Raw genomic sequence first — 12,676 nt, 5'->3', positions numbered from 1 at the left:
TTTTTGACTGATCCACCGCTTTCGCGAGCAGGCTCGCTCCCACAGTCCACAGGGAGGACTTTTGTAGGGTGGTTACAGAGCGATCGGCTTGCGCCCGGCAAACGAATGCGCCAGCGTCCCGCCATCCACCAGCTCCAGCTCGCCACCCAATGGGACGCCATGGGCGATGCGGGAGGCAACCAGGCCCTTGTTGCCCAGCAACTGAGCGATGTAATGGGCGGTAGCTTCGCCTTCCACCGTAGGGTTCGTCGCGAGGATGACTTCGGTGAACGTGCCCGCCTCTTCGATGCGCGCCATCAGTTGTGGAATGCCGATGGCCTCCGGCCCCAGGCCGTCAAGCGGCGACAAGTGACCCTTGAGTACAAAGTAGCGGCCACGGAAACCGGTCTGCTCCACCGCGTAGACATCCATCGGCCCCTCCACCACGCAGAGCAGGCTGTCGTCCCGGCGCGGGTCGGCACACTGCGGGCAGAGGTCGTCTTCGGTGAGGGTGCGGCATAAGCGGCAATGCCCTACCCCTTCCATGGCCTGGCTCAAGGCCTGGGCCAGGCGCGACCCGCCGCTGCGATCACGCTCAAGCAATTGCAACGCCATGCGCTGGGCGGTTTTCTGACCCACACCCGGCAAGGTTCGCAGGGCATCGATCAGTTGGCGGATCAAAGGGCTGAAGCTCATGGAGGAAACGTCCGACATAACAACGAGACGCGGTTTATACCCGCGCCTCCGTTTAGCGTCAAATACTCAATCCTTCGACACGCGTATCACCAATTTGCCGAAGTTGCGCCCTTCCAGCAGGCCGATGAAAGCCTGAGGCGCGTTCTCCAGGCCATCCACCACATCTTCGCGGAACTTGACCTTGCCATCGCGCACCCACGGCGCCATCGCGCTGATGAACTCCGGCTGGCGGTCGCCGTAGTCGTCGAACACGATGAAGCCCTGGATCCGCACGCGTTTGGTCAGCAACGTGCGTTGCAGTTGCGGCAAGCGATCCGGACCGCTTGGCGGCTGATGATCGTTGTAGGCCGCGATCAAGCCGCAAAGAGGGATGCGTGCCTTGGCATTGAGCAGCGGCACCACCGCGTCGAAGACCTTGCCACCGACGTTTTCGTAATAGATGTCGATGCCCTGGTCGCAGGCCCGGGCCAGTTCGTCGGCGAAATTCGCACCCTTGTGATCGATGCAGGCGTCAAATCCCAACTCGTCGACCACGTATTTGCATTTTTCACTGCCACCGGCCACGCCCACCACTCGCAGCCCCTTGATCTTCGCCACCTGGCCGACCACCGAGCCCACGGCGCCCGATGCCGCCGCGACCACCAGGGTCTCGCCTGCCTTGGGTTGGCCGATGTCCATCAGTCCCATGTAGGCGGTCATGCCCGGCATGCCCAGTACTCCGAGCGCCATCGAGGGGCTGGGGAGTCCGGACGGGATAGGGATAACGTTGCGGCCATCGCTGATGCAGTGGCTCTGCCAGCCCGTAGCGCCGACCACTAGATCACCTTCCTGGAATTTCGGGTGCATCGATCGCTCCACACGACTGACGGCGCCACCGGTCATCACTTCGTCGATTTGCACCGGCGCGGCGTAGGAAGGCGCGTCACTCATACGGCCACGCATGTAGGGATCGAGCGAAAGGTACAGCGTCTTTAGCAGGATCTGCCCGTCCGCCAGGTCCGGCAGCGTCACGTCTTCAAGACGGAAATTTTCCGGGGTTGGCGCACCTTGGGGGCGCGAGGCCAGGACGATGCGCTGATTGGAAATCAGTGACATGGAGGCGGTCTCCTTGTTCGGTGAGTGGACACGTATAGGGAGCAGACCATTGCCGAGGGGGCGGCGTTCGATGTTTGTTCAGTTGGTCCGCAGTGTGGCCTTCGCGAGCAGGCTCGCTCCCACATTTTGATCGCAACCACCTATCCATGTGGGAGCGAGCCTGCTCGCGAAGGCGGCCTGGTATTCACTCAAAGCACCCGGCCCACAAACAAAAAAAAATGCCAGGCGCGATGCCTGGCATTGTATGTAGCCCATCCCGAGCGGGGATGGCGAATCAGAACGGCAGCTTCATGCCCGGCGGCAGTTGCATGCCGGCGGTCATGCCGGACATCTTGTCCTGGCTGTTGGCTTCGATCTTGCGCACCGCGTCATTGACGGCGGCGGCAAACAGGGCCTCGAGCATTTCCTTGTCGTCTTCGCTCAAGCCCTCGACCACGCTCGGGTCGATGCTGACGCGCTTGATGTCGTGGCGACCGGTCATGACCACGGTCACCATGTCGCCGCCGGACTTGCCGGTGACTTCGGCGTTGGCCAGCTCTTCCTGCATCTTGGCCATTTTTTCCTGCATCTGCTGCGCCTGCTTCATCAGGCCGGCCATGCCACCTTTCATCATGGGAATCACCTCGAAAGTACGTGGATAAACACAGCGCCCGGCGTTCAGGCCGGCGCTTTCAATTATGAGCCCTGGGTAACCGGGGCCTCGACAGGTTCGATAGTATCGTGACGGACCACGGCGCCGAACTGTTGCATCATCTGCTGGATGAACGGATCGTTGTGGATCGACTCCTCGGCTTCGCGCTGGCGGTCGGCACGCCGGCGGGATGCGGCCTGGGCCGGGGTTTCCTGCTCGGGCTTGATCAGCTCGATGGTCAACGTCAGGGTGCGCTGGTGATATTGGTTCAGCGCATCGTTCAGGCGACGTTGCTGGGTCGCGTTGAACAGCGCGCTGTGGGCCGGATCCAGGTGCAGCAGCCAATGGTCGCCGTCCACCGAAATCAAGGTGCAGTTGGCGGCGATGCTGCCGGTCATGCCACTGATCTGCAGTTTCGGGAACAACTCCAGCCATTGCAGCGCCAGCCCGGTGGCCGGCATTGCCGCCGGTTCCGGTTCGGGCTCCGGCGCGGGCTCGGCGGCGTGCTCGCTGGCCAGGTCGTCCAGGTAGCTGTAGGCCGAGTCCATGTCCGGCTCGATGTAGTCCTCATCCAACGGTGGCTCATCGTCCAGGTCGATGCCCGGCGTGGCGACAGCAACGTCAGCCACCGTCGGCTCAGGCATCGGCGCGGCCACCCACTCGGGTGCATCGGGTACCACGCTGTCAGGCGTGGGCATAGGCATCGGCGGCAGCTCAGGCTGCTCGGCGACGGTTTCCAGCACCGGTTCCACTGCAGGTTGCTGGACGATCTCTGGCTCGACCGGGTCATTCCAGGGCAGGTCGACAATGGTTTCGGCGACCGGCTCGGATGGCGCCTCGACAGCCGGCTCAGGCTGCGACTCGACGACAGGCTCTGTAGCGACGACAGCTGTCGGCTCGGCCACGGGCGCCACCGCTGCCGGGGCAGAAGCCGCTGCCGACGCAACAACGGGCGTGGCAGCCACTGGCTTGGCGGAATCAGCTGTGGCCTGGCTGATTCCCACTGGCTTTAGCGCTTGTCTCGGCGCGTCCGGCGTATCGGCCGGCCGGAACGCGAGCATGCGCAGCAGGACCATTTCGAAGCCGCCACGCGGATCCGGGGCCAAAGGCAGGTCGCGTCGACCGATCAGGCCCATCTGGTAATAGAACTGCACGTCTTCGGCCGGCAGCGCCTGGGCCAATGCCAGTACGCGATCGCGGTCCCCGTGACCGTTATCGACACCCTCGGGCAAGGCCTGGGCGATGGCGACACGGTGCAGTACGTTGAGAATTTCCGAAAGCACGCCATTCCAGTCCGGCCCCTGCTCGGCCAGGTGACGCACCGCTTCAAGCAGCGCCTTTGCGTCACCTTCTATCAGCGCGTGCAAGACGTCGTAGACCTGGCCGTGATCGAGGGTACCGAGCATGGCGCGCACATCGGCAGCCATGACCTTGCCCTCACCAAAGGCGATCGCCTGGTCGGTCAGGCTCATGGCGTCGCGCATCGAACCATCGGCAGCGCGGCCCAGCAGCCAGAGCGCGTCGTCCTCGAAGGGTACGTTCTCGACGCCCAGGACGTGCGTCAGGTGCTCGACCACCCGTTCCGGCGTCATGTTCTTCAGAGAAAACTGCAGGCAGCGCGACAGAATCGTTGCTGGAAGTTTCTGCGGGTCGGTGGTGGCCAGGATGAACTTGACGTAGGGCGGCGGCTCTTCGAGGGTCTTGAGCAGCGCATTGAAGGAATGGCTGGAAAGCATGTGCACTTCGTCGATCAGGTAGACCTTGAAGCGCCCACGGCTCGGGGCGTATTGCACGTTGTCGAGGAGCTCGCGGGTGTCTTCGACCTTGGTGCGGCTGGCGGCGTCGATCTCGATCAGGTCGACGAAACGACCTTCGTCGATTTCCCGGCAGACCGAACATTCGCCGCAGGGCGTCGAGGTGATACCGGTTTCACAGTTCAGGCATTTGGCAATGATCCGCGCAATGGTCGTCTTGCCCACGCCACGGGTGCCGGTAAACAGGTAGGCATGGTGCAGCCGCTGGCTGTCCAAGGCGTTGATCAGAGCCTTGAGCACATGGGTCTGGCCGACCATTTCGCGGAACGAGCGCGGACGCCATTTACGTGCAAGAACCTGATAACTCATCGAAAACCGTCGCAACGAAGGAACATAAGCGGCTAATGCTAGCGGAGCAGGGCCGAAATTGCATCCGGTGTGCTCGTCTAATCTGACTAAGCTTGAGTTGGGGCTCGGTTGTCGACGCGGTTTTGCACAGTCAGGAGAGTTTATGCGCTCAGCCATGGGGGCTTTGCTGTTGCTGGGTACAGGATGTTTCGCCGCCGAAGTGCCCTTGCGCTTCGCCATTACCGATGGCTGGGCCATGCCCATGGTACAGATCGAACGGGGCCGTCCGACCCAGGGCATTCTTCCGGACGTCATGACCAGCCTGGCAACTCAGGTCGGCATACCGGCACAGTTTCATGTCCTTGCCCGCGCGCGATTGGACAGCGCCATGGAACACGGCGAAATAGACATGCGATGTTACGTCTCGCCCGACTGGGTGAAGGATAAAGGGGGCGATTACCTTTGGAGCGTCCCGCTGTTCTTTCAGCGCGATGTGCTCGTTGGCTCGCCCAGCGCCCCCGCCCGAGTGACCCCGGCAACACTCGGCCAGCAGTCCATCGGCACAGTGCTCAGCTATCGCTACCCGACGCTGCAACCCTTGTTCGACAGCGGCCATCTGCGTCGTGACGACGCGCGCAGCCAGGACCAAGTGCTGGCGAAACTGCTGGCCGGCCGCTACCGCTATGCGGTCAGCAATCAATGGGCACTGGACTGGTTCAATCAACGGCATGGCGCCGACCGGCAACTGCATGAGGTTGCCATCCTCCAGGAACAGCAACTGAGCTGTTATGTGCGCAATGATCCGGACATCCCGGCGCAACGCATTCTGCGCACCTTGCTGAAGATGAAGATGTCCGGGGAAATCGACGCGATCATCCAGCTTTATACCGGCCGCAACGAAGGGTCGCAGGCCGCCTCCCCTTGACTGCCCGGGTGGGCCTGCCACTGCGGTGGCGAGATGAAGTCCCTTACCCAGCCCGGTACCTCGTCGGCCGGCATGGGCCGGGCGATGAAGTAACCTTGGGCCACTTCGCAGCCCAGGCGCAGCAACAATTGCCCATGTTCGAGACTGTCCAGGCCTTCCGCGACCACTTGCCGGCCGAACGCCCGGGCCAGGCCGATCACTGCCTCGGTCAGTGCCAGGTCGTCCCGGTCGTCGAGGATGTCGCGCACGAACGTCTTGTCGATCTTGATGGTTTGCGTGCGCAAGTGCTTGAGGTCATTGAGCGAGCAATAACCCGTACCGAAACCGCCCAGTGAAAACCCTACGCCCAAGGCTTGGCACGCTTGGAGGCAGGTACTGACATGGGCCAGATTTTCCACGGCTACCGACTCGACGATCTGCAGATCGAGCATCCGCGGCGGCACCGTCGGATGCTGTTCCAGCATGCGTTGCAGCCGCTCGACGAAATCCGCCCGCTGGAAATGCCGCGCCGAAATATTGATGCTCACCGGCCAGCCCTGCCCCGCCTGCTGCCATTGCTGAAGCAGCGTCAGGACCTGGCCCATGACCCATTCGCCGATCTCGACAATCAGGTCGGTCTCTTCTACCAGTGGCAGGAATTCGCGCGGCGGCACCAGGCCTCGTTGCGGATGCTTCCAGCGCAACAAGGCTTCGAGACCGACTACCGCGCCGTTGCGCATATTGACCTTGGGCTGGAAATGCAGCCGCAACTCATCGCCGGCGAGTGCCTGCCGCACCCGATCGACAATCTGGTAAGTGGCCCGCACTTCCTTGTCCCGGGATACGTCAAACAGATGGAAACGATTGCGGCCGCTCTGCTTGGCGACATACATCGCTTGATCGGCGTGGCGCAGCAACGTATCGGCGTCTTCGTTATCCCACGGTGACAACGTGACACCAATACTGGCGAAGACGTTGATACTCTTGCCGTCGATCGCATAGGGCAGGGAAACCGCAATCAGTACCCGGTTCAATGCGGCATGCAGTTCGTCCATTCCAAGCACATGACGCAGCACCAGTACGAACTCGTCGCCAGCCAGGCGCGCCACCACATCCTCGCCGCGCACAATGCTGCGCAGCCGCCGGGCCACTTCCACCAGCAATCGGTCACCGCTGGCATGGCCATAACCGTCGTTGACGGCCTTGAAGCCATCCAGATCGAGCATGCACACCGCCAGGGGCAGACTTTCCCCCCGCGAAAAGTCCAGGGCCTGGTCCAGCAGCTCGGACAGATAGGTGCGATTGGGCAACCCGGTCAGCACGTCATGCCCGACACGCCATTGCAACGAGTGCAACAACCGGCGCTTTTCGCTGACATCGAAGCGAATCGCCAGGTAGCGCTCGATATGCCCGGTCGTTTCGTCGGCTACCGGTACCAGGGTGGTATCGACCCAATGCAGCGTGCCGTCCTTGGACCGATTGCAGATTTCACCTTTCCAGACGTTACCCAGGGCGATGGTGCGCCACATCGCAGTGAAAAATTCGCTGGGGTGCTGGCCCGAGTTGAGCAACCGGTGGTTGGACCCCAGCAGCTCATCGCGCCGGTAGCCAAACAGGGCGCAGAATTGATCGTTGACGTAGGTGATGCGCCCGCTCAAATCGGTTTCGGAAAAGATCGCGGCGGCGTCAACAGCCCTGCGGTACTTCTTATCCATCGAAGCAGTCATCCATGAGTCAGGCTCGTTTGTCGCGCGCGGTTGCACCGCCCCCGGACGGGCGAAAATCAACTAGGCTCAAATACCTTGAGAAAGCTGGAGCACGGACGCTGGCGGTGCGACCTGTATGCTCCAGGCCCCGCCTTGTGTCGCTGCAAAGAAGCGCGAGCCCCGGTCTTTTCACACACCCGGCTTCTGAAGCAGGTCACCAAATCCCCATGCCAAAGGCCGATTCTACGAAACACATCACATTTTGCAAAGCAAGGTGATGGAACGCGCGGTTGCCTAATGCGAAAATCTATCGTTAAGTTCTTGATTCTGAATGGGAATTAAGCGATGCAAATTTCAAGTCTGGGCTCGGCCATCAGACGCTACCGCAAAGTAGCGGGGCTCACTCAGGCTGAACTTGGCGAAAAGACCGGTTTTGACCCCAAAACCATCAGCCGCTTCGAGACCGGCACCTACACGCCCAGCGTCGAAGCCTTGTTCCTGCTGGCCAACGCGCTGGACGTACAGCCCAAGGCTTTTTTCGCCGACATGGGCGAGGAAGATGAACAGCGGGCATACCTGTTCAATGTCATTCACAAAGCCACTTCGAAGGATCTCGGGAAACTGATTGCCGCGGTTGAGCAGGCGTTGGCCAAGTCTTGAGACACCGTCACAGCCTCCGAAATGTATCCATCCGATCATGGAGCACACGAACAATCACAACCCCGTAGGTTGTGATTTTGAAGTAAATCATGTGCCGTTCGACACTACGCCGACGGTACCCAACTCGGATGTGGTCACATGCTGGAGCTGTTTCCGGCTGTTGCGCCAGTTCCTGAAACGCCGTTGAGATGACATCGATGTATCGATTGGCCTGCCCTACGCCCCAATGCTGGACGGTGTAGGTCCAGACTTTTTCAGGATCACGCTCGGCGGCCGGTGCAAGGCGATACTCAGCCATGCGCTTCCAGCATTCTCTTTTTGAATGCATCGGGATCGAATGATTGCGGATTTCCGCTGGACTCACCCTCTTTCAGGGCTGACCGGATAGCTTCGAGTTCGGCGCTACGCTCCTGCTCGCGCCGAATCAGATCGCGGATGTATTCGCTGTCATTGGTGTAGTGACCCGCTTCGATCTGAGACTTGATCCAGCCGTCCTGCTGGTCGGTAACGGTGATGGTTTTTCGCACGGTACCCATGAATAGCCTCGCGAGAGAATGACCGATTCAGGCGAAATTATCATACTATTGGTGCGATATCGAGATAGCCACGGGCTTATCCCGGCCCAAATCTGGACAATGGAAAACCGCCGCCTCGATCAGACCTCGAACCGAGCAGTGAAGCAAAAATGAGGGATTGGCAAACCTTGCGAACGAAGGCCTGAGGCGTTATGGAGGCAACCCCACCAGCCACACCCCGGCACACAATGTTCCCGCTGTGGCTGCTTCCTTCCGGATCTGACCAGGTTCACGGGTAATCGTTGCGGGGGGACCGATGGGGTCACCATAACGACGCCCGCCTGACGGCGAGCCGCGCCATTGTACCTATCTGACAAGAAGTTACAACCGTTCGTGCGGGATTAAAAACTGATTAAGCTCAAGCACTTGCTTCGGCTGATCTGCACACATCAACCCGGATGCAGGCGGGCCGGACGCTTTCGCGAGCAGGCTCGCTCCCACAGAACAGATAAGGTATCCAAGGTGGGAGCGAGCCTGCTCGCGAAGGCGTCGGTACATTCGAGACAGGGGCAGCCTCCTTCCACAGACTACAACAGCACCTCATCCGCCCGGCCACCCTCCTCCTGGATCACCAGATGGATGAAATGCAGCTTGGTGATCACCGCCGCCGGCACGACGAACGGGTAGAAATCCGGCTGGCCCATGCTGCGCGAGAGTTCGTTGAGCATGCCGGCCAGTTCGATCCAGGCGTTGACGAATGACAGGAACGCCGCGCCGCCGGCGTGCTCGGGGTCGAACAGGGTTTCGGGGGGAAATGGCTGGTAGTCGAAATCCATTTCCCGCGCGCTCATGCCAAAGCCCAGCGCCGTATCCACCGCGTCCATCATGTGCAAGTAATGAGCCCAGGTTTCGGCCCAGTCCTCCCACGGATGCATGGTGGCGTAGGCGCTGACGTAACGGGACTGCCAATCCACCGGCGCGCCTTGCTGGTAGTGCCGCTCCAGGGCTTCGGAATAACTGGCGCGCTCGTCGCCGAACAGCTCGCGGAAAGGTTCCAGCCAATGGCTGTCGGCAATAAGGCGATCCCAGTAGTAATGACCCACCTCATGGCGAAAGTGCCCGAGCAAGGTGCGATATGGCTCGCGCATCTGCTGACGCACGTGTTCGCGGTGAGCATCGTCGGCCTCTTTGATATCGAGGGTGATGAGCCCACTGGCGTGCCCGGTCATAGGCGGCTTGCCGTCGAGGTCGACGCCGATGAAATCGAAGGCCAGGCCAATATTCTCGTCGACGGTCTTCGGAAGGACCGGCAAACCGAGGGTGATCAGTTGCGCTACCAGTCGACGCTTGGCGGTTTCGACCTTGCGCCAGCGCTCGGGATTTTCCGGGACCGACAGGTCGGGAATCGTGCGGTTCAGGCTGCAAGCGATGCACAGCGTGTCTTGCGCGTTGGCAGGCAGCAGCCAGTTACACGACGCCGGGGTATCGAGATTGGCGCAGCGACGAAACAGTCCCGCCTGCGGATCGACATCCAGGGTCCAGGTATCCGGTTGCGCGCCGGGTTGCAGGGACGACAGGCGGCTCTGCTCCGGCTGATAGCCCAGCGCCGCCAGGCAGGCCAGGCACTGGCTGTTGCGAAAGAACAATGACTGGCCGCAGCGACACGGCCAGATCTTGCTGTTGCGTGATCGGTCGCCCAGGAACGGCGCAGCGATGCGTGAGCTCAGTTGTTCGAAGAAGCGGTACATGGCGATCTCTCCCTGGAGCCTGCAAGACTAGATCACCCTGCGTGCATGATCGTTCCCACGTTCTGGCCACGGACCACAACCCGTGGCGAGGGAGCTTGCTCCCGCTCGGCGGCGCAGCCGTCGTAAACCGGCTGATGCGGTCCACCTGGAGGGTTGCGTCGTTCCGGTTGGGGCGGCTGCGCCACCCAGCGGGAGCAAGCTCCCTCGCCACAAGAGCGGGCTGCCCACTCACACTGTGATGCCATGCCCCTTCAAGAAATCGACGAAGGCTTGTTCGTCGAGCACCTTGAGCCCCAGCTCATTGGCCTTGGCCAACTTCGAACCGGCGCCCGGCCCGGCCACCACGCAATGGGTCTTTGCCGACACGGAACCGGCCACCTTGGCGCCGAGGCTTTCCAGCTTGTGCTTGGCGACGTCGCGACTCATCAATTCCAGCGAGCCGGTCAGCACCCAGGTATGCCCCGCTTCAGGCAAACCCTCGACGACTTTTTTCTCGCTCTGCCAGTGCATGCCGAAATCCCGCAGTTGCTGCTCTGCGGCCACGGCCAGCTCGCGGTTGGCGGCGTTGGCGAAGTACTCCCGCACGGCGTTGGCCTGCTTTTCCGGCAATGCCTGGCGCATGTCCAGCCAGTCGGCATTCATGACCGCTTCGAGGGAGCCGAATTTGTCCGCCAGTTTTTGCGCCCCGCCCGGTCCGACCGAAGGGATGTGCAGCTTGTCGAGGAAGCCGCCCAGGGTGGTGCTGGCGGAAAACTCGGCGCCGAGTTCGCCCTGGTCCTGAATCTCCAGGCCATGACGCAGCAAATCCTTGATGACCTGGCGATTGTGCGGATCTTCAAAAAAGCTGTGGATCTCATGAGCGACTTCCAGGCCGACATCCGGCAAGTACGTCAGCACTTGGGGCAAGGCCGCCTGCACGCGCTCCAGCGAACCGAGGGAGCGGGCCAGGACCTTGGCGGTTTCCTCGCCCACGTCTGGAATGCCGAGGGCATAGATGAAGCGCGCCAGGCTCGGCTTCTTGCTGTCGACGATAGCCGCCAGCAGGTTCCTGCTCGACAACTCGGCGAAACCTTCCAGATCGACCACTTGCTCGAACGTCAGCGCGTAGAGATCGGCTGGCGAGCCCACCAGACCTTCATCCACCAACTGCTCGACGCTTTTTTCACCCAGGCCTTCGATGTCCATCGCCCGGCGCGAGACAAAGTGGATGATCGCCTGCTTGAGTTGCGCGCCGCAGGCCAGCCGACCGACGCAGCGGTACACCGCGCCTTCGCTGACGGTTTCGCGGCCCTTGCTGCGTTTGATCAGTTGCGTGCGCTCGACATGGGAACCGCAGACCGGACACTGCTCAGGCACCTGCACCGCCCGGGCGTTGTCCGGACGACGCTCGGTGACGACCTGCACCACCTGCGGAATGACGTCGCCGGCGCGACGAATGATCACCGTATCGCCGATCATCAAGCCCAGCCGCGCCACTTCGTCCATGTTGTGCAGCGTGGCGTTGGCCACGGTCACGCCAGCCACCTTGACCGGCTTGAGCCGCGCCACGGGGGTGACGGCGCCGGTGCGGCCCACCTGGAACTCCACGTCCAGCAACTCGGTGAGTTCTTCGCTGGCGGGGAATTTATGTGCGATGGCCCAGCGCGGCTCCCGTGCCCGAAAACCCAGCTCGCGCTGCGAAGCGATGCTGTTGACCTTGAACACCACGCCGTCGATTTCGTAGGGCAACGAATTGCGCCGCTCACCGATGTCGCGATAGTAGTCCAGGCATTCGTCGATGCCGTGGGCCAGCTTCAGCTCGCGGCTGACGGGCATGCCCCAGGCCTTGAGCTGCTTGAGGTTGCCGATGTGGGTATCGGCGATATCCGAGGTCACCTGGCCGATACCATAGCAGCAGAACTCCAGGGGACGGTTGGCGGTGATCCTCGAATCCAGCTGGCGCAAGCTGCCCGCCGCGGCGTTGCGCGGGTTGGCGAAAGTCTTGCCGCCCGCCTCCAGTTGCGTAGCGTTGAGCCGCTCGAAACCGGCCTTGGACATGTACACCTCGCCACGCACCTCCAATACCGGTGGCCAGCCGCTGCCCTGCAGCTTGAGAGGAATATTGCGCACGGTGCGCACGTTGACACTGATGTCCTCGCCCGTGGTTCCGTCACCGCGCGTCGCCCCGCGCACCAGCATGCCGTCCTGATACAACAGGCTGACGGCCAGACCATCGAGTTTCGGTTCGCAGCTGTACTCCACCGCCGCGCCAGCGCCGAACAAATCGCCCGTGGGCAAGTCCAGACCTTCCGTCACCCGGCGGTCGAACTCACGCATGGTGTTTTCATCGAAGGCGTTGCCCAGGCTGAGCATCGGGATTTCATGACGCACCTGGCTGAACGCCGACAGCGCCACGCTGCCGACCCGTTGGGTCGGGGAATCGCTGGTCACCAGCTCCGGGTGCTGCTCTTCCAGGGCCTTGAGTTCGTGGAACAGGCGATCGTACTCGGCGTCCGGGATGGTGGGTTCGTCAAGGACGTGGTAGCGATAGTTATGCTGGTCCAGCTCGGAGCGCAGCTCCAGGATGCGGGTTTCGACTGCGTTCATGGTGTTCTCTCATAAAGCAAAAGAGCAGCCTGGGCTGCTCATTTTTCAAGACTT

11 protein-coding genes and 1 other RNA gene are annotated in these 12,676 nt (G+C 61.6%); 2 read left to right on the top strand and 10 right to left on the bottom strand.

Going from position 1 to position 12,676, the window contains the following annotated elements:
• Window positions 1-72 precede the first annotated feature (72 nt).
• The 4 genes from recR to dnaX all read right to left on the bottom strand — a co-directional run bounded on the left by recR (window position 73) and on the right by dnaX (window position 4,524).
• Window positions 73-675 carry a recombination mediator RecR gene (recR, locus tag J3P94_RS09800; RefSeq protein ID WP_305499942.1) on the bottom strand — a complete coding sequence of 201 codons (603 nt, stop codon included), beginning with the start codon at window positions 673-675 and terminating at the stop codon, window positions 73-75.
• A gap of 66 nt (window positions 676-741) precedes the next feature.
• A complete protein-coding gene (locus J3P94_RS09795; RefSeq protein WP_434572976.1) occupies window positions 742-1,770 on the bottom strand; it encodes an NADP-dependent oxidoreductase in 1,029 nt (342 codons plus the stop codon).
• A 274-nt stretch (window positions 1,771-2,044) separates the two neighbouring features.
• Window positions 2,045-2,383 carry a YbaB/EbfC family nucleoid-associated protein gene (locus J3P94_RS09790; protein ID WP_003183512.1) on the bottom strand — a complete coding sequence of 113 codons (339 nt, stop codon included), beginning with the start codon at window positions 2,381-2,383 and terminating at the stop codon, window positions 2,045-2,047.
• A 62-nt stretch (window positions 2,384-2,445) separates the two neighbouring features.
• Window positions 2,446-4,524, bottom strand: coding sequence for a DNA polymerase III subunit gamma/tau (gene dnaX, locus J3P94_RS09785; protein WP_434572974.1), 2,079 nt, complete (start codon window positions 4,522-4,524; stop codon window positions 2,446-2,448).
• Between the two features lie 142 nt (window positions 4,525-4,666).
• Here dnaX and J3P94_RS09780 point away from each other — a divergent pair, with 142 nt between their 5' ends.
• The gene (locus tag J3P94_RS09780; protein ID WP_434572972.1) at window positions 4,667-5,428 is read left to right on the top strand and encodes a substrate-binding periplasmic protein; all 762 of its coding nucleotides are present in this window, start codon (window positions 4,667-4,669) and stop codon (window positions 5,426-5,428) included.
• On the opposite strand, the gene J3P94_RS09775 is transcribed toward J3P94_RS09780, so the two are convergent.
• Window positions 5,386-7,122, bottom strand: a complete 1,737-nt coding sequence (locus J3P94_RS09775; RefSeq protein WP_434572970.1) for a putative bifunctional diguanylate cyclase/phosphodiesterase — start codon at window positions 7,120-7,122, stop codon at window positions 5,386-5,388. The genes J3P94_RS09780 and J3P94_RS09775 overlap by 43 nt on opposite strands.
• Window positions 7,123-7,458: 336 nt before the next feature.
• On the opposite strand from J3P94_RS09775, the gene J3P94_RS09770 reads away from it, so the two are divergent.
• A complete protein-coding gene (locus tag J3P94_RS09770; protein ID WP_434572969.1) occupies window positions 7,459-7,773 on the top strand; it encodes a helix-turn-helix domain-containing protein in 315 nt (104 codons plus the stop codon).
• 7 nt (window positions 7,774-7,780) lie between these two features.
• On the opposite strand, the gene J3P94_RS09765 is transcribed toward J3P94_RS09770, so the two are convergent.
• The 5 genes from J3P94_RS09765 to ligA all read right to left on the bottom strand — a co-directional run bounded on the left by J3P94_RS09765 (window position 7,781) and on the right by ligA (window position 12,622).
• A complete protein-coding gene (locus tag J3P94_RS09765; protein ID WP_434572967.1) occupies window positions 7,781-8,071 on the bottom strand; it encodes a type II toxin-antitoxin system RelE/ParE family toxin in 291 nt (96 codons plus the stop codon).
• Window positions 8,064-8,309 carry a type II toxin-antitoxin system ParD family antitoxin gene (locus tag J3P94_RS09760; RefSeq protein WP_434572966.1) on the bottom strand — a complete coding sequence of 82 codons (246 nt, stop codon included), beginning with the start codon at window positions 8,307-8,309 and terminating at the stop codon, window positions 8,064-8,066. The genes J3P94_RS09765 and J3P94_RS09760 overlap by 8 nt, the downstream gene beginning before the upstream one ends.
• 201 nt (window positions 8,310-8,510) lie before the next feature.
• Window positions 8,511-8,607: signal recognition particle sRNA small type (ffs, locus tag J3P94_RS09755), an RNA gene on the bottom strand.
• A gap of 268 nt (window positions 8,608-8,875) precedes the next feature.
• Window positions 8,876-10,036, bottom strand: coding sequence for a zinc-binding metallopeptidase family protein (locus J3P94_RS09750; RefSeq protein ID WP_434572964.1), 1,161 nt, complete (start codon window positions 10,034-10,036; stop codon window positions 8,876-8,878).
• A 228-nt stretch (window positions 10,037-10,264) separates the two neighbouring features.
• Window positions 10,265-12,622: an NAD-dependent DNA ligase LigA gene (gene ligA / locus J3P94_RS09745; RefSeq protein ID WP_434572962.1), complete on the bottom strand. Its 2,358-nt coding sequence runs from the start codon at window positions 12,620-12,622 to the stop codon at window positions 10,265-10,267.
• Between the last annotated feature and the right edge of the window lie 54 nt (window positions 12,623-12,676).

The organism is Pseudomonas sp. Z3-8 (genome assembly GCF_051131975.1).
Taxonomy (GTDB): Bacteria; Pseudomonadota; Gammaproteobacteria; order Pseudomonadales; family Pseudomonadaceae; genus Aquipseudomonas.
This window is presented reverse-complemented; position numbering and strand designations above follow the sequence as displayed.